Raw genomic sequence first — 21,841 nt, 5'->3', positions numbered from 1 at the left:
TTCCCCCCGTCGCAGGCCGCTTCCTCCCATGCCAGCACAGGCGTGCCCTGCTTAGCATGAGTCATGTCAATGCAAGCCACCCCACGCACGCCGCCAGTCGTCGCCGCAACCGCCATCGGCGTGCTCGTCGTTGACGATCAGTTGGCCGTGCGCGAAGGCGTCGCGCGGCTGATTTCCTGCACTTCACTCGCGTTGCGCGAGGTCGCCACGGCGGCCAGCGGCACCGAGGCGCTGGCCATCGCCACGCGGATGCGACCCGAGGCGGTGGTGCTCGACGTCGACCTCGCCGGCGAGGATGGACTGACCCTCATCCCGCTGCTGTGTGTCACCGCACGCGTGCTGGTGCTCAGCAGCCATGGCGACAGCGCGACGCGCAGCCGGGCCACCCAGCTCGGCGCACGGGCCTTCGTCGAGAAGCATGAGCCGGCGGCCGCGCTGCTCGACGCGCTCGAGGCAATGGTGGCCACCCATTCGCGGGAGGAGGAATCTCCTGCGGGGCAGGGCACAAGCTCCCGGGGTCCGGTGGGCAGCTCCTCCGATGCGCAGCCGCCGAGCGGTTTCTAAAGTGCAGGCCATGGACACACGACGCACTCCCGCCCACTGGCTCGCCGACGAGTCCGGCGTCACCGCCATCGAGTACGGCCTGCTGGCGGCACTCATTGCGCTCGCGATCATCGGTGCGCTGACCGCAACGGGAACGTCAGTCGGAGACATCTACAACGCCTGGACGGCCGCGGTCATCGCCGCCATCCAGGGCGCCTTGTAGCCCCAGGCAAGACGCGATTGGCCGGCCGGCGTCCCAGCAACAGGCCAGCAGGGTTCAGATCCGGCCCACTCGGATCGATAGGGAAGGCGCCATTCGACGGCGTCGATCGAGTCATCAACCGCAAGGAGTTCAACATGCAAATCGTCCGTTTCATCAAGAAGTTCGCCCGTGACGAAGAAGGCGTGACCGCCATCGAGTACGGCCTCATCGCGGCGCTGATCGCCGTGGCCATCATCGTCGCGGCCACCGCCGTGGGCACCCAGCTCGACGCCGTGTTCAACGCCGTCGCGACCGCGCTCGCCGCCGCGCTCTGATGCCCCGCAGGCGGGCGGAGCCGGCAATGGCTCCGCCCTGCCCACCACCGAACCCAACTCCGTGCCGACCATGCAAGCCCTCTCCATGCTGCCGTTCGCTGCGCTGCTGCTCGCCAGCCTGCTGTTGACAGCCGTCGTCACGGACCTGCGTTCGCGTCGCATCCCCAATTCGCTGGTCATCGCCGGCGTCGTGATGGCCTTCGCCGTGCATGCCCTCGCGCGCCTGACCGGCGGCGACTCGCTCGCCGGGCCCGCCTGGTGGTCGCCGCTGGCCGGCCTCGGCGTCGGCCTCGCCATGCTGATGCCGTTGCACCTGATGCGCGGCTGCGGCGCCGGCGACGTCAAGCTGATGGCGATGGTCGGGGCCTTCGTCGGTACCCAGACGGCGATCGCCGCCACGCTCTACACGCTGCTCGCCGGCGGCGCGCTGTCGGTGCTGTTCATGCTGAGCCGCGGCATCGCGCTGCAGACGCTGGCCAACATGCGCTCGCTGCTGCTCGACCGCACGGTCCGCGGTTCCGCGGCGCGGCTCGCGCCGCTCGAACACACCGCCGCACGGCTGCCCTACGGGGTCGCGATCTCACTGGGCACCGGCGCCGCGTTGCTGTGGCCGCTGGGGCAGCGCTGAGCAGGAGAAGAGCATGAGCCTGCTGCTGTTCCCCCGCGCCGCCCAGACGGCCGCCGAGTTGCATGAGACGCGATCGGCGCTGCCGCGCGCGCCGCAGACTCCGGAGGAGACCGGTCTGTCCGGCACCTTCCTGGTCGAGCTGGTCGCCAAGGTCATGTACCAGCTCGGCCTGACCCGACTGACCGAGCTGAGTGCCCACCTGTGCCTGACCGGCAGCGTGGTGGAGGCGCTGTGCCAGTTCATGCGCCGCGAGACGCTGCTCGAGGTGACGCGCCGTGGCCAGCACGAGGCCGACGTGCAGTTCGAGCTCACGCAGGCCGGCCGCGCGCGCGCCGCCGAGTGGCTGGCGCGCAACTCCTACACCGGCGCGGCGCCGGTGACGCTGGAGTCGTACACCGAGCGCGTGCGCGCCCAGTCGGTGGTGCGGCAGGCGATCACCGCGGCGCAGATGCAGGCCGCCTTCGCCGATCTCATCGTGCCGGCCGGGCTGGTCGAGCAGCTCGGCACCGCCATCAACTCGGCCCGCCCCATGCTGCTCTACGGGCCGGCGGGGTCCGGCAAGACCTATCTCGCCGAGCAGATGCAGCGCCTGCTGGTCGGTGCCGTGGCCATTCCCCATGCGATCGCGGTGCATGGCGAGGTGATCCGTGTCTTCGATGCGCAGTGCCACCGGCTCGTCGCCGAAGAAGGCGCGCCGCGCACCGCGCTGGACAACCGCGGCCGCCCCGACGCACGCTGGCTGCTGTGCGAGCGGCCCTGCGTGGTGTCCGGCGGCGAGCTCACGCTCGAGATGCTCGACCTCAGCTTCGACGGCCGCGCCGGCTACTACGAGGCCCCGCCGCACTTCAAGGCCAACAACGGCATCTTCATCGTCGACGACCTGGGCCGCCAGGTGATCACGCCGCGACAGCTGATGAATCGCTGGGTGGTGCCGATGGAGCGCCGCCACGACCACCTGATGCTGCGCAACGGAGGCAAGTTCACCATCCCCTTCGACCTGGTGCTGGTGTTCTCGTCGAACCTGCGCCCCGACCAGCTCGAGGACCCCGCCTTCCTGCGCCGCATCGGCCACAAGATCGCCGTCGGCGAGCTGGCCCGCGCCGACTACGAGGAGATCTTTCGCCGCGCCTGCGCCAACGAAGGCATCGCCTTCGCGCCGGAGCTGTTCGCCCGCCTGCTGGACGACTACCACCGTGGGCGCGGCCGCCCCCTGCTGGCCTGCTACCCACGCGACCTGCTGCACCTGATCGCCAGCCGCTCGCGCTATCTCGGCGCCGAGCCGGCGCTCTCGCCGGAGCTCATCGAGTGGGCCTGGCAGGCCTATTTCGGCAACGAGGCACTGATCGAAGCCGCCACCGAATCTCGGAACCGACCGTAGGAGACCACCATGAAATCCCGAGGCATTTTGATGCTGCTCATCGCCGCCATCGCCGGCCTGGCTGCGGTGGTGCTCGCCGCGCGCTGGATGCAGCAGCAAGGCGGCGACAAGGGCCGCATCGCCGTGGCCAACACCAACATCGAGCTGGGCGGGCGCATCTCGCCCGAGATGCTGCGCATGGCCGACTGGCCGCAGGGCAGCGTGCCGCCGGGCGCCTTCCGGGACGCCAGCAAGCTCGAGGGCCGCGTGGTCCTGGTCTCGCTGCAGCCTGGAGAGCCGCTGACCGAGGCCCGCCTCGCGCCGGTGGGTGCCAAGGGCGGCCTGTCGGCCGTGGTGCCCGAAGGCAAGCGGGCGATGACGGTGCGCGTCAACGACGTGGTGGGCGTGGCCGGCTTCGCGCTGCCCGGCACCTTTGTCGACGTGATGGTCAATACGCAGGAGGAAGGTGCCCGCCGCGCCGACCGCGACCGCAGCATCTCGAAGATCGTGCTGGAGCGCATCCTCGTCCTGGCGGTGGCCCAGGAAGCCGATCGCGACGAGACCAAGCCCAAGGTCGTCAATGCCGTGACGCTGGAAGTCACGCCTGTCGAGGCCGAGATGCTCGACCTCGCGCGCAGCGTCGGCACGCTGTCGCTGGTGCTGCGCAACCAGACCGACCCGAAGTCCACCGACACGACGGGCGTGACCAAGGCCGAGCTGCTCGGCCTGGACCAGCCGGCCCCCGAGCCGGTCAAGCCTGCGCCGGTGCGCAAGACCGTGCGCCGCGCCGCGGCACCGGCGCCGGTGACCGCCGCCGTGCCGGTGGCCGCCACCGGCAACTGTGTCGAGGTGATCCGCGGCCTCAACAAGGTCAACGAGTGCTTCTGATGCCTCGCCTCCTCTTCGATCGACACCCGGGAGAAACGTCGATGCAACGCCTGTCCGCCAAGGCTCCGTCCACTTGCCGCCTGGCTGTCGCCGCCGGCCTGGTCCTGCAGGCCTGGGCCGTCGCCGCCCAGCCCGCCAAGCCCGCAGCTGCCGCCCAAACTGCGCGCGCCGCGGCTCCCGCCAGCACGGCTGCCTTGTGCTCGCGCATCGAGATCGCGCCGCTGGTGCACATTCCGGTGGGCAAGTCCACCGTGATGCGGCCGACCACGCCGGTCGCGCGCATCCTGCTGGGCAACCCGGAGAATGCCCGGGCGGCGCGGCCGGCCGAGACGCCCGACGGGAAGAAGGACGAGGGCGTCAAGGCGCCGGCCGTCGACACCCGCCCCGGTGTGGCCGATGTCGACGTGCTGCTGCTGGCGCCCACCGAGGTGTACCTGCTCGGCAAGACGATCGGCTCGACCAACGTCGTGATGCTCGACCGCAGCGGCGTCTGCACCGCCTTCGACGTGGTGGTCGGCATGGACACGACGGCGCTGCAGTCGGTGATCGCCCAGCTGCTGCCGGGCGAGAAGGACCTCAAGGTGTCGGCCGCCTTCGACTCCATCGTGCTGTCGGGCACGGTGAGCGACAGCGGGGCGTTGGCCCGCGTGACCGACCTGGCCAACGCCTACGTGCGCGGCAGTGAGGGCGGCAAGGGCGGCGGCAGCCCGCGCATCGTCAACATGCTGGAGGTCGGCGCGCCCCAGCAGGTGATGCTCGAAGTCAAGGTGGCCGAGGTCTCCAAGGCGCTGCTCGACAAGTTCGGCATCGACTTCGCACGCGCCTACGTGCCCGGCGATGGCTCGTTCGTGCGCTACCTGTCGGGCATCTTCGGCGGCGCCGCGGGCCTGACCGGCCAGATCGCCGGCACCACCGGCGCGCTGGTCGGCGGTGGCGTGATCGGTTCGGCGAGCAACGGGCAGTCGACCAGCGGCTACACAGGTCAGGTCGGCGATGCGAGCTTCGGGCAGAACCCGCAGATCCCGCTGGCCGCAGGCAAGAACGTCAGCCAGGTCACGGTCAACATGCAGAAGACCGATGGCCTGGTGAAGGTCCTGGCCGAGCCCACGGTGATGGCCATCAGCGGCCAGACCGGCAGCTTCCTCGCCGGCGGCAAGATCTTCATCCCGGTGGCGCAGACCGACGGCGGCGGCGGACGCACCATCACGCTGGAGGAGAAGGAGTTCGGCGTGTCGGTCAACTTCACGCCCACCGTGCTCGGCAGCGGGCGCATCAACCTGCGCGTGCGCCCGGAGGTGTCCGAACTCAACAGCGCCGGCGTCGCGATCACGGGCGGTGGCATCAGCGCCGTGCTGCCCTCGTTCACCTCGCGCAAGGCCGAGACCACGGTGCAGCTGATGGACGGCCAGAGCTTCGTCATCGGCGGCCTCATCAAGAACAACACGACCACCAACATCAAGGCCTTCCCCTTCCTGGGCGAACTGCCCATCGTCGGCGCACTGTTCCGCAGCAGCGAGTTCCAGACCGACCGCTCGGAACTGGTGTTCGTGATCACGCCGCGGCTGGTGAAGCCGCTGCCGTCCGACTACAAGCTGCCCACCGACGGCTACGTGCCGCCCAGCCGCAGCGAGCTGATCCTGGACGGCAAGCTCGAGGGTCAGCGTGACCGCAAGGACGCCGCCGGCGAAGCCCGCGCCCCGGCCCAGGGTGGATTCGACAAGGAGAGCAAGTAATGCGCGCCATCACCACGATCGCTGCGGCCGCCTGCATGGCCGTCCTGGGAGGCTGCGCCGCCAGCGCATCGCCGCAGTGGGATGCTCGCTTCGGCGACAGCGCCCGCGCCCTCACGGCGCAGCAGCTGCTCGACCCGGCCGCCCCGCAGCGCCATGCGCAGCAGGTGCTGGGCGGCGACGGCCGCACCGTGCACGAGGCCGGCGAGCGGCACGTCGAGACCTACCGCAATCCTCCGCCCGCCAGCGTCATCAGCATCGGGGTCGGCGGCGGCACGAGCCGCTGACCGAGCTCAGCACGTGGCGCCACCGAGGAGAACCGAAGTGACAGGAAGCCTGCAACGCCGGCATGTCGCGGGGCCGATGCGCTCGCGGCAGCGCGGGGCGGTGGCCATCGTCGTCGGCCTGGCGCTGGTGGTGATGATGGGTTTCATCGGACTGGCGATCGACGGCGGCCACCTCTACCTCACCAAGAGCGAACTGCAGAACGGCGCCGATGCCTGCGCACTGGCCGCCAGCTACGAGCTCACCGGCGCCCCCGAGATCCCGACGGCCGCGTTCGAACGCGCCGAAGCGGCAGGCAAGGCGGTGGCCACGCTGAACCGCGTCGGCTTCCAGGGAGCGGCGATTCCGCCCGCGAACGTGACCGTGGCCTTCGGCAGTTCGTTGACCTCCGGCAGCAGCTGGGCCGGCGCGCTGAGCGCGCCGGCCAACTCGAGCTATGTGCGCTGCACGATCACGCGCACCGGCATCCTGCCCTGGTTCATGCAGGTGATGGGCTTTGGCGCGCAGACCGTCAATGCGCTGGCCACCGCCACGCTGGCGCCGGCGCAGACCAACTGTGCCGTGCCGATGGCCTTGTGCGCCCAGGGCAGCGCGCCCGACTACGGCTATGTCGTCGGCAACTGGTACAGCATGGAGTTCTCCGAGACGGGCGGCAGCGCCGGCTACACCGGCAACTTCCGCTGGATCGACTTCGACCCGAGTTCCACCTCGCCGGGCTGTACGGGCGGCGGCGCCAGCGAACTGGCCTGCCTGATCGCCGGCAGCGGCCAGTGCAGCCTGCCGCAGCCGATCGCCGGGCATTGCGCCACCAGCGGCAGCGCCAACCCGACGCCCGGCTGCGTCGGCCAGACCGGCGCCATCAACTCGCTGCAGCAGGCCTTCAACACGCGCTTCGGCCTCTACGGCCCGGGCAGCTACAGCATCGCGACCTCGCCGCCGGACTTCTCCGGCCACAGCTACAGCACCGAGAACTGGCCGCTCGGCCGTGACGCCTACGGTGGCAGCGTCGCCGGCGTGCCCAACTTCCGCTCGGCGCGCATCAGCCACCTGCCGGCCAACACCGGCGTCGCCGAGGGCGTCACGCCGCCGTTCTATACCAACCCCTACAACGCCTCGACGGTCGCCCAGCACACCGCCTACGGCGCCGATCGCCGCCTGGTGGTGCTGCCCATCGTCGACTGCAGCGATTTCGCCGGAGGCCAGCATGCGCCGATCCGTGCTTATGCCTGCGTGCTGCTGCTCGACCCCTACCGCAAGTCCCCGGGCAACGTCATCAAGTCGCGGCTCGAGTACCTGGGCCGCTCCAACGTCGCAGGCAGCCCCTGCGCCACGTCCGGCATCGCCGGCGACACCAACTCCCAGGGGCCGATGGTGCCGGCCCTGGTGCAGTGAGAAGCCATGCGCAACCCATCGCCGTCCCAACGCAGCCAGCGCGGCGTCGCCGCCGTGGAGTTCGCACTGCTGCTGCCCCTGCTGGTGGCGATGATCTTCGGCACGAGCGAGCTCGGCCGTGCGATCTACACGTACAACACCCTGTCCAAGACGGTGCGCGACGCTGCGCGCCACTTGTCGCAGCACGGGCCGGGTCAGGCGACGATCCAGGCCGAGGCCCGCTGCCTGGCCGTGCACGGCAACACCGAATGCAGCGGTTCGGCGCTGGCGCCCGGGCTGACGACGTCGGCGGTGCAGGTCTGCGATGCGCTGAGCTGCCCGGCCACACATGCAAATCAAACCACGGGGCTCGGTTCCGTCAACCTCGTCACAGTCGCGATCCAGGGATATGCCTACAGTTCAGTGGTGCAGTTCGTGGTTCCCGACATGACCTTCAACGACATCGCCGTCACCCTGAGGGCACAGCTGTGAGCGCCGCTCGATCGATCGCATCACAACGCGGCGTTGCCGCGGTCGAGTTCGCCATCGTCTCGGCGCTGTTCTTCACGGTGCTGTTCGGCGTGATGGAGATGGGCCGCCTGCTCTGGACCTGGAACGCCGCGGTCGAGGCCACGCGCTATGGCGCGCGACTGGCGGTCGTGTGCGACATCGGAGACGGCGACATCAAGACCCGCATGATCGGTCGCCTGCCGACGCTGGGCGCCACGAACATCTCGATCACCTACCTCAACCCGCCTGCCGCCGACAACACCTGCACGGCGGCCAACTGCAAGGCGGTGCGCGTGTCGCTCAACGGATACACGCACGACACCATCATTCCGTTCCTGCCGCTGTCGCTGACCCTGCCCTCGTTCAGCACCACGCTGCGCAAGGAATTCATGAATAGCGCTGCCAACGAGGTCTGCCAGTGAAAATCAAGCTCATCACCCCCGACGCGAGAAACGCCGACGCCTGGAGCCAGGCCCTGCAGGCGGAACCAGCCCTGGAAGTCACGCCCGTCCTGCGCTCGCTGCTCGACGTCAACGTGCTGGTCAACGGCAGCCGGCCGGACATGGTGCTGGTCGAGACCGTCACGCCGGAGGACTTCGAGGCACTGGAGCGGCTGGCCGCCGCGCACCCGGAGATCGACTACGTGCTGGTCGGCAACGAACTGAGCCCCGAGTTCCTGATGCGCGCGATGCGCGTCGGCGTGCGCGAGGTGCTGCCGGCGCCGGCAGCGCCCGAAGCGGTGCTCGCCGCGCTGCGTCGGCAACTGCGCAAGCGCGCGCCGGTCCAGGCTCCCGAGCGCGAGCCCGGCAAGACGCTCGCCTTCGTGTCGTGCAAGGGCGGCAGCGGCGCCACGTTCGTGGCCGCGAACCTGGCTCACATGCTGGCCGCGGACGGCGAGCGCAGCGTCGCCCTGATCGACCTGAACCTGCAGTTCGGCGATGCCGCCCTGTTCGTCAGCAGCGAGCGGCCGGTGAGCAACGTGGCCGACGTGGCACGCAACATCAGCCGCCTCGACCCCGAACTGCTGCGCTCGGCCATGAGCCAGGTGGCACCCGGCCTGTGGGTGCTCGCCGCGCCCGACGATCCTGCGCAGGCGACCGACGTGACGCCGCAGCACGTCGAGGACATCCTGCACCTGGCGCAGGGCATGTTCGACTACATCGTCGTCGACGCCGGCCGCTCGCTGAGCGCGGTGACGCTGCAGGCGCTCGACCTGGCCGACCGGGTGTACGCGGTGATGCAGCTGACGCTGCCCTTCATCCGCGATGGCAAGCGCCTGCGCGACGTGTTCCGCTCGCTCGACTATCCGGAGGACAAGATCCAGTGGATCGTCAACCGCTGCCAGAAGAACAGCCAGCTCACGGTCGAGGACCTGAAGAAGACGCTATCGCTGAAGCAGGTGCGCATGCTGCCCAACCAGTACGAGGTGGTGGCTGCCTCGGTGAACCAGGGCGTGCCGCTGGACACCATCGCGCCGAACAGTGCGATCGCCAAGGCGCTGCGCGCGCTGGCGCAGGAACTCGCGCCGGCGGTCGCCCCGCCACCGCGGGGCAAGTGGCTGACCGGCCTGTTCCGTACCGCGAATTGAAAGGGATGCCATGAGTCTGCGCGAGAGGCTGGGCGCTGCCCAGGGACCGACAACCCTGGTCGAGACGGCGCCGCTCAACGGCGGCGCCCCGACGCGGTCTTATCACGAGACCAAGGCGCACATCCACCAGTTGCTGCTCGGGCGCCTGGATCTCGCGGCGATGGAGAGCCTGTCGCCCGAGCTGCTCAAGGAAGAGTTGCGCCAGATGGTGGAACGCCTGCTGGTCGAGGAAAACCTCGTCCTCAATGCCGGCGAACGGCGCAACCTGGTGCGCGACATCCAGTACGAGATGCTCGGCTTCGGTCCGCTGGAGCCGCTGCTGGCGGACCCGACCGTGTCGGACATCCTCGTCAACACCCACAAGCAGATCTACGTCGAGCGGCGCGGTCGGCTCGAGCTCACCGACGTCACCTTCGTCGACGACACGCACCTGCTCAAGATCATCGACAAGATCGTCTCGCGCATCGGCCGCCGCGTCGACGAGTCCAGCCCGATGGTCGACGCACGCCTGCCCGACGGCTCGCGGGTGAACGCCATCATCCCGCCACTGGCGATCGACGGTCCGATCCTGTCGATCCGGCGCTTCTCCTCGGTGCCGCTGCAGATCTCCAACCTGATCGAGTACCGCTCGATGTCGCAGGAGATGGCGCAGTTCATCGGCGCGCTGGCCGAAGCCAAGGTCAACATCCTCATCTCGGGCGGCACCGGCTCCGGCAAGACCACGCTGCTGAACATCCTCTCGGGCTACATCCCGCACTCCGAGCGCATCGTCACCATCGAGGACGCGGCCGAGCTGCAGCTTCAGCAGCCGCACGTCGTGCGGCTCGAGACGCGCCCCCCCAACATCGAGGGCCGCGGCGAGGTGGCGCAGCGCGCGCTGGTGCGCAATGCGCTGCGCATGCGCCCGGACCGCATCATCCTTGGCGAGACGCGCGGTCCCGAGGCGCTGGACATGCTGCAGGCGATGAACACCGGCCATGAAGGCTCGATGACCACGGTGCACGCCAACACCGCGCGCGACGCGCTGGCGCGGCTCGAAAGCATGATCGCGATGGCCGGCGTGGACCTGCCGGCGCGCGCCGCGCGTGCGCAGATCGCGTCGGCCATCGGCGTGATCGTGCAGGCCAACCGCATGAGCGACGGCACGCGCAAGCTCACCAGCATCCAGGAAGTCACCGGCATGGAGGGCGACACCCTGTCGATGCAGGAGATCTTCGCCTTCAAGCAGACCGGCGTAGGCGCCAACGGCGCGGTGGAGGGGCACTTCGCCGCCACCGGCGTGCGCCCGCGCTTCTGGGACCGCCTGGTCACGCGTGGCATCAAGCTGCCCGAAACCCTGTTCGCGCCGGTGCGGCGCGTGGTCTGAATCGAGCGGAGCTTTCGCCATGGACCTGTCCTTCGTGCTGTTCGCGGTGGTGGCCTTTCTCGCGGTCGTGCTCGCCTTCGAGGGCCTCTACAACCTCTGGGCGTCGAAGAACAGCCCGGAGGCCCGGCGCATTTCGATGCGGCTCCAACAACTGACGGGCGAAGTCCACACGCAGGCCAGCATCGAGCGCACGCTCGAGGCGTCGCGCCTGCCGCGCCTGAACGAGTTGCTCGGTCGCGCGGGCTTCGGGCAGCGCCTGCACCGATTCGTCGGCGCGTCGGCGACCGGCGTCTCGCCGGTGGAGCTGATCCTCGTCTCGGCAGCGCTCGGCCTGCTCGGCGTGTCTCTGCCCACGCTGCTGGGCAAGCCGCCGACCCTCGGTGCTGCGCTGGGCCTGGGGCTGGCCGCGCTGCCCTGGTGGCGCGTGGCGAGCCGGCGCAGCCAGCGCATCGAGCGCATCGAGCGCCAGTTCCCCGAGGCGCTGGATCTCATGGGGCGGGCGATGCGCGCCGGCCACGCCTTCCCCACGGCGGTGAAGATGGTGGGCGACGAGCTGGCCGAGCCGCTCGGGCGCGACTTCCGCACCCTGTTCGACGAGATGAACTACGGGGTTCCGGTCAACGATGCGCTGGTGCGCCTGGCGGAGCGCGTGCCGGTGCCCGATGTCAGCTACTTCGTCGTCGCGGTCATGATCCAGCGCGAGTCGGGCGGCAACCTGGCCGAGCTGCTCGACAAGATCTCCGGCATCGTGCGCGAGCGGCTCAAGCTGCTCGGCGAGATCCGCACCCTGTCGGCCGAGGGGAGGCTGTCGGCCATCATCCTGACGGCGCTGCCGTTCGGCGTCGCGTTGGTCGTCAACCTGGTCAATCCGAAGTTCCTGGCGGTGTTGTGGACCGACCCGGCGGGCATCCGCATGGTCGGCGTGGCGCTGTTCATGATGATCCTGGGCATCCTGTGGATGCGCCAGATCATCCGCATCCGCGTCTGAGGAGTGAGCGCATGAATCATTGGAGCGCTACGCATTCGACGAAGGGGGTGCTGTCATGAGCATGGTCCAGCTTGCCATCCTGGCGCTGATCTTCGTGGTCGTCGTCGCCGGCGTGCTCGGAGCGTCGTCGCTGATCCGGCCGAGTGCCGCGCGGCAGCGACTGGACGCGCTGGTCACCGATCACGCGCCGAGGCCGCCCTTCGTCGAGCGCTGGCTGGGTCGTGTGGCCGAGCTGACCCAGCCCGTGAGCCGGCTGTCTACGCCCGAGGAGGGCTTCGAGAAGTCGGGCATTCGATTGCGCTTCATGCACGCGGGCATCCGCAATCCTTCCGCGGCGCCGGCGTTCTTCGGCATCAAGACGGTGCTGTCGCTCGGACTGCCGATGGCAGGCTTCGCGCTGCTCACGCTGGCCGGCTCTCCGCTCAAGGGCAACGGCCTGCTGTTGGCGCTGCTGGGCCTGGCGGCAGTGGGTTACTACGGGCCCAACATGGTCCTGTCGCGCATGGTCTTCGTGCGCCAGCGCGAGATCTTCGAGAGCTTTCCCGATGCGCTCGACCTGATGACCGTGTGCGTCGAGGCAGGCCTGGGCACCGAGGCGGCGATGCTGCGCGTCGCCGAGGACATGCAGATCAAGAGCCCGGCGCTGGCGGACGAGTTGCGCCTGGTCAACCTCGAACTGCGCGCCGGCGCCGACCGCGAGCGCGCGCTGCACAACCTCGCGATGCGCACCGGCGTCGAGGAAGTGGAAAGCTTCGTCACGATGATCAGTCAGGCCGAGCGGTTCGGCACCAGCATCGCGGCCTCGCTGCGCGTGCATGCCGACATGCTGCGCACGCGGCGGCGCCAGCGCGCCGAGGAGGCCGCGGCGAAGATCGCGCTCAAGCTGCTGTTCCCGCTGATCTTTTGCATCTTCCCCTCGCTGATGGTCGTGCTGATGGGGCCCGCGATGATCCAGATCTATCGCGTGCTGCTGCCCACGATGGCCGGCAAGTGAAGACGAAGGAGCCGCCGATGCCAGTCGATCGCCCCACGCTGAACTGTCGCCCCGTGGCCCTCGCCGCCGCGCTGCTGGTCCTGGCGGGTTGCGCCTCGCCGCCTCCCGAGGCCTGGCGCGTGGTGCCCAGCTATCGCATCTCGCACGCGGGCCTGGGCATGGCCCAGGGCTATGCCGCGCTGGCTCGCCAGTACGAGGGGGAGCGCCGCTGGGAGGATGCGCTGGAGGCATGGCGAAAGGCGGCGGCCGACGCGCCCGACGACGCCGACATCCTCGACGGCCTGGGCATCGCCCTGAGCGGCCAGGGCCGGCTCGATGAGGCTGTGGTGACGTTGCACCGCGCTGCCGAAGGAGCGCCGGCCAGCGCGCGCCGCTTTAACAACCTGGGCTATGCGCTGATGCTGGCCGGACGCAACGACGAGGCGCGCAGTGTGCTGCATCGGGCGCTGGCGCTGGATCCCGGCCACACGGCGGCGCGCGCCAACCTGGGAAAGCTCGACCCCCGAGGGGTGCCTGCAACGCCGCAGCTCGCCGTCGCCGTGGCCAGCGCCCCGGCTGCCGTGCTCACGCTGCAGACCGAGCCCACTGCCGCCGCGCTGCCGATCGTCGGCACACCGTCCGCGAGGGCCGACACGGCCACGAGGGAGGAAGCGGTCGCGAAAGACGAGGCGCCGTCGCCGCCGCCGCCGAATCTGGCTGCACTGCGCGTCGAGATCGTGAACGGCAACGGCGTCACCGGACTGGCGGCTTGGCTGGGCGTCCGGCTGCAGCGGCACGGTCTGCGCCAGCGCGCACGGCTGACGAACCTGCGGCCGTACGACACGCCGGCCACCGTCGTCCACTACCGACCAGGCTACGCGGCCGAGGCCGGCGAGCTCGCCCGCCACCTGCCAACAAGAGTGGCGCTGGTGCAGCGGGACGACAGTGCCACGGGGGCCGACGTGCGCGTGGTGCTCGGCCGGGACGTGCGCCACATGGCCTCATGCGGTTCGCGTTGCCGCGACCGGAGCGAGACACTGGCGGTCGCCGGCGCGGCAGCGGCCCGCTGACCCTTGAAGCCGGGCGCGCCGGCCGCAGCTGAATGCCGTGCCCGCAGGATTCAGCGGGCCTGCGAGGAAACGACATGTCAGCACCCGCTCTCGATTCGAAGCTTGCCAACCTGAGGGCCCTGCTCGCCTTGGCGGGGCAGCTGGAGCGTCTGGAGCGCGGCATGTCCGCGCTGGCCGCCGACCGATATCGGGAACTGGTGCAGCGTCTCGGGCGCGCCTTGGGCGCCGAACTGCCGGCGGGTGGCCTGGAGGCGGTGCTCGGCCTGCACCCAGCCACGGCCGAGCTCTACGAGAATCTGCACTACGCTCATGCCGGCCTGTGCCGTTCACCGCTGGACGCCGCCGTCCGCGCGGAGACCGCTGCACGCGAGGCGCTGGCCCGGCTGCAGCGCCGCGTCAGCTGAGCGTCGCCAGCAGCAGCGCCTGCAGCGCGAAGCGCCTGTCTTCGCTGCGCTGGGCCTCGCCCACGCCGGCCATCATCCAGGCCGGCTCGGACGGCGCATCGATCAGGATGTCGGCATCGTCGCCGGCCTGCTCGGGGCTCTCGTACAGCCGCAGGCGCTCGCCGCCGGCCACGGCGCCGGCCTGCAGCCACGCCCACAGCTCGGGCGGCGGCCAGCGGTCGCGCGGGCTGGCGATGCGAAGCTCCATGCCGGTGGCCGCGGCAGCGCGCAGCAGCGCCTCGGCGCAGGGGGTGCGCGGGTCGCCGGCGTAGCGCACGCTGAGGCGGTCGAGGCTCTTGCCGCTGTGCTCCTGCATGGTCAGCAGGTCGGCCAGCACGCGCAGCGGGTGACGGAGGTTGCCCAGGCCGTTGAAGACCGGCACGCCGGCGTCGCGCGCCACGCGGGCCACCAGTCCCGGGGGCATGTCCTCGCAGTCGATGGCGTCGTACAGGCGGCCGAGCAGGCGCACGGTGGCCGCATCGACGCCGTCCTCGGCAATACGCGCCTCGCTCGGGCGCAGGTGCGAAACCTTCACGCCCAGTTCCGTCGCGGCGTGGCGAAGGCTTCCCGTGCCGTCGGCGGGCGCCGTGTCGTTGAGCAGCGCGAAGTTGCAGCCGCGCAGCGGCGCGTCCGCGTGACCCTGGCGGCTGGCCTGCTTCAGGCGTCGGGCCGTGTCGAGCACGCCGAGCACGTCGGGTCGGGACAGCGACTCCCCCGACCAGAGGTCGCGGTGGTGCAGGGTTTGACGTGCGTACATGCTGAAGCCGCACGCTAACCGGGCGGGACACCGACCCCTTGATGGCCATCAAAGATGTAAACGGCAGCCTCTCGTCACGGCGCTTGCGACAGTCGGTTCACGCAGCGTTACCGAGCGCGAAGCGCCGTTCGCGGTTTGTTTTCGGTCAAGCCGGAGACTGGCGTCATTGACAAGGAGCAAGTCCATGACCACCAACGCCCAGAGCAGCCACACCCACAGCCAACGCATCGCAGCCTGTCTCGACCTGCTGCGTGAGTCGCTGCCCATCCAGCGCCGCGTGGTGCACGCCGGCGACACCCTGTATCAGGCCGGCGAGCGCTTCACCAGCCTGCACGTGCTGAACTCGGGCATGGTCAAGATCGTCAACCTGTCGCCCGATGGCCGCGAGCAGGTTGTGGGCCTTCACTTCCGTGGCGACTGGCTTGGATTCGACGGCATTGCTTCGGGGCATTACGGGTGCGACGCGGTCGCGATGGATACCGGCGAAGTCTGGTCGTTCCGCTACGACGCGCTGCTCGAAGCCTGCGCTGCCAAGCCGGCGCTGCTTCAGGTGCTGCACGAGGCGATGAGCCGCGAGATCGGCCGCGACCGCGATTCGATGATGTCGCTGTGCACCCTGCCGGCCGATGCCCGCGTCGCCGACTTCCTGCGCAACTGGGCCGGGGCCTTGGCCGAGCGCGGCCTGCGCACCGACCAGATCACGCTGCGCATGACGCGTGCGGAGATCGGCAACTACCTCGGCATGACGCTGGAGACGGTCAGCCGCGCGCTGTCGCGCCTGGCACGCACCGACGTGATCCGCTTCGCCGAGAAGGGTCGCCGCGAGATCCAGATTCCGCAGGTGGAAGCGCTCAACGAGTTCATCCAGCGCAGCGTCGCTCCGGCGGGCGCGGCCAACCCTGCCGCCGCCGCGGCGGTGATGCACTGACGGAAACGCCTCAGGGCCGCTGCGCCAGGGCTCGAGCCATCGCCCGGCCCAGCTCGGCCCGCGTGTAGGGCTTGCGCAGCACGTCCCAGCCCGGCGGCGCGTCGAGCAGCGCGCTGGCGTAGCCGCTCACCAGCAGCACCGGCAGCGTCGGCAGGCGCTGCCGCGCCAGTTCGGCGAGCTCGGTGCCGCGCATGCCCGGGCCGAGCGCGATGTCGGTGACCAGCATGTCGATGCCGGCGTCGGGGCGCAACTCCTCGCGCGCCTGCTCGGCATTGGCGCGGGCAGTGACCGTGCAACCCAGCGCCGCCAGGAAGCGCTGGGCCACGCTGCGCACCTCGGTGTCGTCTTCCACCAGCAGCACGCGCAGGCCCGGCGGCACGCTGCCCGCGACGGCTTCGGCCTCGCTCTCCAGGGGGGCGCCATCGCGCTCGCTGGGCAGGAACAGCGTGATCGTCGTGCCCACGCCGAGCATGCTGTCCAGGCGCACCGCGCCCTTGGACTGCTTGGCGAAGCCGTACACCGTCGACAGGCCGAGGCCGGTGCCGCGGCCGGCGTCCTTGGTGGTGAAGAAGGGCTCGAAGGCGCGCTCCTTGACCTCCTCGGGCATGCCGCCGCCGGTGTCGCCGACGGCGATCGCCACGTAGGCGGTGTCCTCGACCTCCGCCAGTTCGGCCGGCAGATCGGGCGAGCGTGGCGGCACCTCGCGGCAGGCAAACCACAGCAACCCGCCCTCGGGCATGGCGTCGCGTGCGTTGATGGCGATGTTGAGCAGCGCCGATTCGAGCTGGCCGGCATCGGCCAGCACCGGCGGGCAGTCCTCGGGCGTGTCGACCTCGATGCGGATGCGCTGGTCCAGTGTGCGGCGCAGCATGTCGGCGAGCGACTGCAACAGCGCGCCGGCGTCGAGCGCCGTGGGCTGCAGCACCTGGCGGCGCGAGAAGGCGAGGAGCTTGCCCGTCAGCTCGGCGCCGCGGCGGCTGGCGCGCGCGGCGGCGCCCACGAGTTGCTGCGCGAACGGATCGCCGGCCACCGAGGGCAGTTCCTCCAGCACCTGCAGGTTGCCGGAGATCACCGTCAGCAGGTTGTTGAAGTCGTGCGCGATGCCGCCGGTGAGCTGGCCCACGCTCTCCATGCGCTGCGAATGGTTGAGTGCCTCCTCGGTCTGCGCGCGCTGCAGGCTGGTGGCCAGCAGGCTGGCCAGCGAGTCGAGGAAGCGCAGTTCGTCGTCGCCGAAGCGGTTCGGCGTGCCGGCGCGTACCGCGAGCACGCCGACGAAGCGGCCGCGGTCGGCCAGCGGCACGGCCAGCGCACTGGCGTCACCGGCGCGCCGGTAGGCCTGCGCGGCCGCGAAGCGAGCCTCGGCGGCGAAGTCGCCGACGAGCACCGGCAGCCCTTGCGCGAGCACGAAGCCGGGCAGGGAGTCCGGCCGGTTGGGCACGTGGTCGCCCGCATCCTCGCCCGGCACCGGCCCGACGCAGGAGGCGACGCGGAAGTCGAGCCGGTTCGCCTCGAGCAGGAACACCGCGGCCGACTCGACCTGCAGCGCCCCGGCGGCCACGCGCGGGATCTGCTCGAGCAACTGCAGCGGGTCGCGTGCATCGACGGCCAGGCGGCCGAACTGCGCCACCTGCTCGGCATAGTGGGCGCGCTGCAGCGCCTGGCGCACGCGCGGGTAGGCGCCGATGCCGCGGATCGCCGCCACCACGTAGGGCAGGCCATGGTCCTGCAGCGGGCTGAGCGCGATCTCGACCATCACCTCGCTGCCGTCGCGACGTCGCGCCACCAGGTCCATCTGCGTGCCCATCGGCCGCGGCCGCGGCGCCCTGGCGTAGGCATTGCGGAAGCTGGCGTGGCGCGGGCGGATCGCGTCGGGCACCAGGGCCTCGACGCTCAGCCCCGCCAGCTGCTCGACCGTGTAGCCGAGCAACTCGGCAGCGATCTCGTTGGCGAGCACGATGCAGCCTGCTCCGTCGGCGACGATCAGCCCGTCGGGGTAGGCGGCGAACAGCGAGCGGAAGACGCTGCGCTCGTCGAACTCGGCGGCCGACGATTGGCCGATGGGCGGCGGCGCGGCGCTCACTCCGAGGCCACCGGCGCAACGAGGATGTAGCCCGCGCCGCGCACCGACTTGATGATCTGCGGGTCCTCGGGGTCGACCTCCAGCTTGCGGCGCAGCCGGCCGACCTGCACGTCGATCGTGCGGTCGAACGGGCCGGCGCTGCGGCCGCGGGTCTGCTCGAGCAGGTAGTCACGCGACAGCACGCGGCCCGGCGCGCGCGCGAACACGCTGAGCAGGTCGAACTCGCCGCTGGTCAGCGGCATGTCGCGGCCCTGCGTGTCGCTGAGCCGGCGCGCCGCGGTGTCCAGCTCCCACTGGGCGAAGCGCAGCCGCGTGCGCTCGCCGTTGGGCGCCGGTGTGGCGGCCAGCGGCGCCGGGCGGCTCGGCGCGGGCTCCGTGCGGCGCAGCACCGCCTTGATGCGCGCCACCAGCTCGCGCAGGTCGAAGGGCTTGGTGACGTAGTCGTCGGCGCCGACTTCCAGGCCGACCACCTTGTCGATGGCATCGCCGCGGCCGGTGACGATGACCAGCCCGCAATGCCAGTGCTCACGCAGCTGGCGGGCGATCGCGAAGCCGTCCTCGCCGGGCAGTCCGAGGTCGAGCAGCACCAGCGCCGGGGGGTCGCGACCCATCAGATCGATCAGCGAGCTGCCGTCGTGCAGCTGGGTGACGCGGAAGCCTTGGCTCGCGAGGTAGTGACCCAGCAGCCGAGTGATGTCGACCTCGTCGTCGAGAACCGCAAGGTGGGTCGGAGTGCTCACGGAAACGGATGACGCAAGTGGGGAAGCCGACATTAGACACTGGCTTGGCATACGTCAATTCAAGGCCAGGCTCCGGTAAGCCACGGCTTGACGTGCGACGCTGCTTGCGTCCGCGCAATCCGGGGCATGGTCGCCGCGCCCAGAGTCGGCCCATGGATGGCGATCTCGATCCCTGGCGCACCGGCTGGGTGGCGCTCGATGCCCTGGCGGTGTCGCATGGCACGCCGCAGCGGGTCGAGCAGCGCCGCCAGGAGCGCCTGCGGGCCTTGCTCGAGGCGGCGCCGGCGTCAGCGTTCTGGCGCGAGCGCCTCGCCGGCCGTCGGCCCGCGGACGGACTGGAGGGCCTCGCGCCCGTCGGCAAGCGCGAGCTGATGGCCCGCTTCGGCGACTGGGTGGCCGATCACCGCCTCGACCGGGCCAGGCTGGAGGCCTTCGTCGCAGACGCCGCGCGCGTCGGCGAGGCCTTCGACGGACGCTACGTCGTCTGGGAGAGTTCCGGCAGCACGGGCGAGCCGGGCCTGTTCGTGCAGGACGCCGCGGCGATGGCGGTCTACGACGCCCTCGAAGGCCTGCGCCGTCCGCCGCTGAACCCGCTGCGCCGCTGGTTGGATCCCGGCTGCGTGGCCGAGCGCATTGCGTTCGTCGGCGCCACCAGCGGACACTTCGCGAGCACGGTGTCGATGCAACGCCTGTGCCGGCTGCAACCGGGCTTTGCCAACCGCTCGCGCGGCTTCGACTTCCTGCAGCCGCTGCCGGCGCTCGTTGCGCAGCTCAACGCCCACGCGCCGACGGTGTTGGCCAGCTACCCGAGCGCGGCGCTGCTGCTCGCCGGCGAAGCGCGCGCCGGGCGCCTGAAGGTCCAGCTCGCCGAGGTGTGGACCGGTGGCGAGACGCTCAGCGCGCCGATGCGCGCCGACATCGAGGCCGCCTTCGGCTGTCCGGTGGCGAACAGCTACGGCGCCTCGGAGTTCCTCGCCATTGCCGCTGCCTGTGTGCACGGCGTGCTGCATCTCAACGCCGACTGGGTGATCCTCGAGCCGGTGGACGAACGCGGCCGGCCCGTGCCCGCCGGCGTCTGCGGAGCCAGCGTCTGGCTCACCAACCTGGCCAACCACGTGCAGCCGCTGATCCGCTACGACCTCGGCGACCGGGTCACGTTGCTCGCCGAGCCCTGCACCTGCGGCTCGCCGCTGCCGGCGATCGAAGTGCAAGGCCGCAGCGACGACATGCTCTGCCTGCATGGCAAGCAGGGCCAGCGCGTGCACCTGTTGCCGCTGGCGCTGACCACCGTGCTGGAAGACGATGGCGGCGTGCTCGACTTCCAGCTCGTGCAGACCGGGCCGAGCGCGCTGCGCCTCGACCTCGGCGCGCAGCACGGTTCCGTCGACGCGGCACGCGCGCGCGATGCGCTGCAGGCCTGGCTGCAGCGCCAGGGCCTGCCGGCGGTGCGGCTGACGACCCGATCGGTGGTCTCGTTCGAGCCGGGTCGCAGCGGCAAGCTCCAGCGTGTGCGCTCGACCTCGCGCGCCTGATCTGTGTCAGGCTACGGCTGGTTCCGCCGGGCATGCTGCCGGCACGCTGCCATGAGCCCACGCCCTGCCCTTCTCGCTGCACTGATGCTGTCGCTGCTGGCCGGCTGCGTCTCGCCGCCGCCCTCCGGCGTGGCGCGCGAGGGATTCGCCGCGGCGCTGGCGCGCGCGCTGCCCTTCGCCGTCGGCGTGTACGGGGTGGCGCGCAGCGAGCCCGCGGCGGTGGGCGGCGGACCGGCGCCCCACGAAGCCGAGCGCGGCACGCCGGTGATGCCCTACGCCCGCGTGGGCGCCGGCTTCATGATCGACAATCAGGGCCACCTCGTCACCGCGGCGCATGTGGTCACCGACACCGACGAGGTGATCGTCAAGTTGGCCGACCAGCGGGTGATGCCGGCCACGCTGATCGGCGCCGACGCCGACCTCGACATCGCCCTGCTGCGCATCGACAGCCCGGGCCCGGTGGCGCCGCCGCTGGGCCGCAGCACGCTGCTGCGCCCCGGCCACTGGGTGCTGTCGGTCGGCGAGCCCTACGGCCTGAACCGCTCGGTGGCTGCCGGCATCGTCGGCGGCACCGACCGCCATTTCAGCGACGACCCCGAACTGCTCTACCTGCAGACCGATCTCGCGCTCAACCCCGGCAACTCCGGCGGGCCGCTGGTCGACGCCTCGGGGGAAATCGTCGGCATGAACATGCGCACCGTGGTCGGCGCCTACGGCACGCCGGGGGTGAGCCTGTCGATCCCGATCGAGATCGTGCTGACCATCGCCGCCGAACTGCGCGCAGGCGGCCGCATCGACCGGCCGCGGCTCGGCGCCGAATTCGGCGACGTCAGCGCCCAGCTGGCGCTGGCCACCGGCCGCGGCACGACGCAAGGCTCGGTGGTGACGAACGTGAGGCACGGCAGCCTGGCCGAACGCATGGGCCTGAAGGTCGACGACCTCGTCGTGGCCATGAACGACCGCCCGATCGCCAGCAGCGCCGACTTGGCGCGCGTCCTGCTCGGCTGGCGGCTGACCGCCGGCACGCGTCTGGTCGTGCTGCGCGGCGAATCGGTGCTGACGCTGAAACTCGACTGAGACCGCTCAGGCGCCGCGCGCGCGCAACTGCTCAAGCTTGGCCTGGCAGGCGGTGCAGCGCACGGCGAACGGCTCGGCGGCGAGGCGCCGGACGTCGATCGCCTCCTCGCAGTCCTTGCACAGGCCGTAGTGGCCGGTGTCGAGGCGCGAGAGCGCCTCACCGATCTCGCGCAACTCGGCCACGTCGCGCGAGACTTCGGCATCGTTGATGCCGTTCTCGACCTGCGACTCGGCCTCCTCGATGCGATCCATCGCTTCGCGAGACACGCGCGTGGGGTCGCCGGCGTTGCGCGAGCGGGTCGCGTCGACCTCGGCGCGCAGCTTGCGCTCGCGCTCCTGCAGCGTGGCCCGCACCTGCGATGCGGCGGCACTGCGCGGTTCGAGCGGGTAGATGGTGGACATCGGTCAACTCCTTTGCGTGTCGGTTCGATTGTTGGTCGGTCGCGGCGC

At 70.7% G+C, this 21,841-nt stretch carries 24 protein-coding genes; 20 read left to right on the top strand and 4 right to left on the bottom strand.

Annotation, left to right across the window (positions count from 1 at the left end; genetic code table 11):
- The first annotated feature begins 69 nt into the window (after positions 1-69).
- The 17 genes from Q0599_RS18780 to Q0599_RS18700 all read left to right on the top strand — a co-directional run bounded on the left by Q0599_RS18780 (position 70) and on the right by Q0599_RS18700 (position 14,238).
- Positions 70-564: a response regulator transcription factor gene (locus Q0599_RS18780; RefSeq protein WP_298832667.1), complete on the top strand. Its 495-nt coding sequence runs from the start codon at positions 70-72 to the stop codon at positions 562-564.
- 10 nt (positions 565-574) lie between these two features.
- Positions 575-766 carry a Flp family type IVb pilin gene (locus Q0599_RS18775; protein ID WP_298832665.1) on the top strand — a complete coding sequence of 64 codons (192 nt, stop codon included), beginning with the start codon at positions 575-577 and terminating at the stop codon, positions 764-766.
- A gap of 134 nt (positions 767-900) precedes the next feature.
- Positions 901-1,080, top strand: coding sequence for a Flp family type IVb pilin (locus Q0599_RS18770; RefSeq protein ID WP_298832663.1), 180 nt, complete (start codon positions 901-903; stop codon positions 1,078-1,080).
- A gap of 70 nt (positions 1,081-1,150) precedes the next feature.
- Positions 1,151-1,708 carry a prepilin peptidase gene (locus tag Q0599_RS18765; RefSeq protein WP_298832661.1) on the top strand — a complete coding sequence of 186 codons (558 nt, stop codon included), beginning with the start codon at positions 1,151-1,153 and terminating at the stop codon, positions 1,706-1,708.
- Between the two features lie 13 nt (positions 1,709-1,721).
- Entirely contained in the window at positions 1,722-3,086 is a 1,365-nt protein-coding gene (locus tag Q0599_RS18760; protein WP_298832658.1) for an ATP-binding protein, read from the top strand.
- A 9-nt stretch (positions 3,087-3,095) separates the two neighbouring features.
- Positions 3,096-3,953, top strand: coding sequence for a Flp pilus assembly protein CpaB (cpaB, locus tag Q0599_RS18755; RefSeq protein WP_298832655.1), 858 nt, complete (start codon positions 3,096-3,098; stop codon positions 3,951-3,953).
- Positions 3,954-3,994: 41 nt separating this feature from the next.
- Positions 3,995-5,686 carry a type II and III secretion system protein family protein gene (locus Q0599_RS18750; RefSeq protein WP_298832652.1) on the top strand — a complete coding sequence of 564 codons (1,692 nt, stop codon included), beginning with the start codon at positions 3,995-3,997 and terminating at the stop codon, positions 5,684-5,686.
- The gene (locus Q0599_RS18745) at positions 5,686-5,970 is read left to right on the top strand and encodes a hypothetical protein (RefSeq protein ID WP_298832650.1); all 285 of its coding nucleotides are present in this window, start codon (positions 5,686-5,688) and stop codon (positions 5,968-5,970) included. Before Q0599_RS18750 ends, Q0599_RS18745 begins: the two co-directional genes overlap by 1 nt.
- 37 nt (positions 5,971-6,007) lie before the next feature.
- On the top strand, positions 6,008-7,360 hold the full coding sequence (locus Q0599_RS18740) for a pilus assembly protein TadG-related protein (protein WP_298832647.1): 1,353 nt from the start codon (positions 6,008-6,010) through the stop codon (positions 7,358-7,360).
- Positions 7,361-7,366: 6 nt separating this feature from the next.
- Positions 7,367-7,831 carry a TadE/TadG family type IV pilus assembly protein gene (locus Q0599_RS18735; protein WP_298832644.1) on the top strand — a complete coding sequence of 155 codons (465 nt, stop codon included), beginning with the start codon at positions 7,367-7,369 and terminating at the stop codon, positions 7,829-7,831.
- Positions 7,828-8,271 (top strand): TadE/TadG family type IV pilus assembly protein, encoded by a 444-nt coding sequence (locus Q0599_RS18730; RefSeq protein WP_298832641.1) that lies wholly within the window; start codon positions 7,828-7,830, stop codon positions 8,269-8,271. The genes Q0599_RS18735 and Q0599_RS18730 overlap by 4 nt, the downstream gene beginning before the upstream one ends.
- Complete coding sequence (locus tag Q0599_RS18725; protein ID WP_298832636.1) at positions 8,268-9,437, top strand: AAA family ATPase; 1,170 nt, start codon at positions 8,268-8,270, stop codon at positions 9,435-9,437. The genes Q0599_RS18730 and Q0599_RS18725 overlap by 4 nt, the downstream gene beginning before the upstream one ends.
- A gap of 10 nt (positions 9,438-9,447) precedes the next feature.
- Positions 9,448-10,803, top strand: coding sequence for a CpaF family protein (locus Q0599_RS18720; RefSeq protein ID WP_298832633.1), 1,356 nt, complete (start codon positions 9,448-9,450; stop codon positions 10,801-10,803).
- Positions 10,804-10,822: 19 nt separating this feature from the next.
- A complete protein-coding gene (locus tag Q0599_RS18715; RefSeq protein WP_298832630.1) occupies positions 10,823-11,791 on the top strand; it encodes a type II secretion system F family protein in 969 nt (322 codons plus the stop codon).
- 55 nt (positions 11,792-11,846) lie between these two features.
- A complete protein-coding gene (locus Q0599_RS18710; RefSeq protein WP_298832627.1) occupies positions 11,847-12,785 on the top strand; it encodes a type II secretion system F family protein in 939 nt (312 codons plus the stop codon).
- A gap of 17 nt (positions 12,786-12,802) precedes the next feature.
- A complete protein-coding gene (locus Q0599_RS18705) occupies positions 12,803-13,834 on the top strand; it encodes a LytR C-terminal domain-containing protein (RefSeq protein ID WP_298832624.1) in 1,032 nt (343 codons plus the stop codon).
- 74 nt (positions 13,835-13,908) lie between these two features.
- Positions 13,909-14,238: a hypothetical protein gene (locus Q0599_RS18700; protein WP_298832622.1), complete on the top strand. Its 330-nt coding sequence runs from the start codon at positions 13,909-13,911 to the stop codon at positions 14,236-14,238.
- On the opposite strand, the gene Q0599_RS18695 is transcribed toward Q0599_RS18700, so the two are convergent.
- Positions 14,231-15,034, bottom strand: a complete 804-nt coding sequence (locus Q0599_RS18695; RefSeq protein ID WP_298832620.1) for a hypothetical protein — start codon at positions 15,032-15,034, stop codon at positions 14,231-14,233. The genes Q0599_RS18700 and Q0599_RS18695 overlap by 8 nt on opposite strands.
- Before the next feature lie 184 nt (positions 15,035-15,218).
- Here Q0599_RS18695 and Q0599_RS18690 point away from each other — a divergent pair, with 184 nt between their 5' ends.
- Complete coding sequence (locus Q0599_RS18690; RefSeq protein ID WP_298832617.1) at positions 15,219-15,962, top strand: cyclic nucleotide-binding domain-containing protein; 744 nt, start codon at positions 15,219-15,221, stop codon at positions 15,960-15,962.
- A gap of 10 nt (positions 15,963-15,972) precedes the next feature.
- Here Q0599_RS18690 and Q0599_RS18685 read toward each other — a convergent pair whose 3' ends face one another.
- Together Q0599_RS18685 and Q0599_RS18680 are read right to left on the bottom strand one after the other, a co-directional pair.
- Positions 15,973-18,042 carry a PAS domain S-box protein gene (locus Q0599_RS18685; RefSeq protein ID WP_298832614.1) on the bottom strand — a complete coding sequence of 690 codons (2,070 nt, stop codon included), beginning with the start codon at positions 18,040-18,042 and terminating at the stop codon, positions 15,973-15,975.
- Positions 18,039-18,782, bottom strand: coding sequence for a response regulator transcription factor (locus tag Q0599_RS18680; RefSeq protein WP_298832611.1), 744 nt, complete (start codon positions 18,780-18,782; stop codon positions 18,039-18,041). Before Q0599_RS18680 ends, Q0599_RS18685 begins: the two co-directional genes overlap by 4 nt.
- Positions 18,783-18,934: 152 nt before the next feature.
- Here Q0599_RS18680 and Q0599_RS18675 point away from each other — a divergent pair, with 152 nt between their 5' ends.
- Positions 18,935-20,314, top strand: a complete 1,380-nt coding sequence (locus tag Q0599_RS18675; protein WP_298832608.1) for a phenylacetate--CoA ligase family protein — start codon at positions 18,935-18,937, stop codon at positions 20,312-20,314.
- A gap of 51 nt (positions 20,315-20,365) precedes the next feature.
- Positions 20,366-21,391 (top strand): trypsin-like peptidase domain-containing protein, encoded by a 1,026-nt coding sequence (locus Q0599_RS18670; protein WP_298832606.1) that lies wholly within the window; start codon positions 20,366-20,368, stop codon positions 21,389-21,391.
- A gap of 6 nt (positions 21,392-21,397) precedes the next feature.
- On the opposite strand, the gene Q0599_RS18665 is transcribed toward Q0599_RS18670, so the two are convergent.
- A complete protein-coding gene (locus Q0599_RS18665; RefSeq protein ID WP_298832605.1) occupies positions 21,398-21,793 on the bottom strand; it encodes a TraR/DksA C4-type zinc finger protein in 396 nt (131 codons plus the stop codon).
- Positions 21,794-21,841: the final 48 nt, after the last annotated feature.

The sequence above is a fragment of the uncultured Piscinibacter sp. genome (assembly GCF_937952055.1).
Classification (GTDB): Bacteria; Pseudomonadota; Gammaproteobacteria; order Burkholderiales; family Burkholderiaceae_C; genus Piscinibacter.
This window is presented reverse-complemented; position numbering and strand designations above follow the sequence as displayed.

Bases quoted from the DNA above. Each gene is read 5' to 3' on its own strand.
- Q0599_RS18665 (WP_298832605.1), bottom strand. From the start codon at position 21,793: ATGTCCACCATCTACCCGCTCGAACCGCGCAGTGCCGCCGCATCGCAG.
- Q0599_RS18715 (WP_298832630.1), top strand. From the start codon at position 10,823: ATGGACCTGTCCTTCGTGCTGTTCGCGGTGGTGGCCTTTCTCGCGGTC.
- Q0599_RS18750 (WP_298832652.1), top strand. From the start codon at position 3,995: ATGCAACGCCTGTCCGCCAAGGCTCCGTCCACTTGCCGCCTGGCTGTC.
- Q0599_RS18765 (WP_298832661.1), top strand. From the start codon at position 1,151: ATGCAAGCCCTCTCCATGCTGCCGTTCGCTGCGCTGCTGCTCGCCAGC.
- Q0599_RS18695 (WP_298832620.1), bottom strand. From the start codon at position 15,034: ATGTACGCACGTCAAACCCTGCACCACCGCGACCTCTGGTCGGGGGAG.
- Q0599_RS18780 (WP_298832667.1), top strand. From the start codon at position 70: ATGCAAGCCACCCCACGCACGCCGCCAGTCGTCGCCGCAACCGCCATC.
- Q0599_RS18760 (WP_298832658.1), top strand. From the start codon at position 1,722: ATGAGCCTGCTGCTGTTCCCCCGCGCCGCCCAGACGGCCGCCGAGTTG.
- Q0599_RS18775 (WP_298832665.1), top strand. From the start codon at position 575: ATGGACACACGACGCACTCCCGCCCACTGGCTCGCCGACGAGTCCGGC.
- Q0599_RS18710 (WP_298832627.1), top strand. From the start codon at position 11,847: ATGAGCATGGTCCAGCTTGCCATCCTGGCGCTGATCTTCGTGGTCGTC.
- Q0599_RS18675 (WP_298832608.1), top strand. From the start codon at position 18,935: ATGGATGGCGATCTCGATCCCTGGCGCACCGGCTGGGTGGCGCTCGAT.
- Q0599_RS18705 (WP_298832624.1), top strand. From the start codon at position 12,803: ATGCCAGTCGATCGCCCCACGCTGAACTGTCGCCCCGTGGCCCTCGCC.
- cpaB (WP_298832655.1), top strand. From the start codon at position 3,096: ATGAAATCCCGAGGCATTTTGATGCTGCTCATCGCCGCCATCGCCGGC.
- Q0599_RS18690 (WP_298832617.1), top strand. From the start codon at position 15,219: ATGACCACCAACGCCCAGAGCAGCCACACCCACAGCCAACGCATCGCA.
- Q0599_RS18745 (WP_298832650.1), top strand. From the start codon at position 5,686: ATGCGCGCCATCACCACGATCGCTGCGGCCGCCTGCATGGCCGTCCTG.
- Q0599_RS18700 (WP_298832622.1), top strand. From the start codon at position 13,909: ATGTCAGCACCCGCTCTCGATTCGAAGCTTGCCAACCTGAGGGCCCTG.
- Q0599_RS18670 (WP_298832606.1), top strand. From the start codon at position 20,366: ATGAGCCCACGCCCTGCCCTTCTCGCTGCACTGATGCTGTCGCTGCTG.
- Q0599_RS18735 (WP_298832644.1), top strand. From the start codon at position 7,367: ATGCGCAACCCATCGCCGTCCCAACGCAGCCAGCGCGGCGTCGCCGCC.
- Q0599_RS18720 (WP_298832633.1), top strand. From the start codon at position 9,448: ATGAGTCTGCGCGAGAGGCTGGGCGCTGCCCAGGGACCGACAACCCTG.
- Q0599_RS18770 (WP_298832663.1), top strand. From the start codon at position 901: ATGCAAATCGTCCGTTTCATCAAGAAGTTCGCCCGTGACGAAGAAGGC.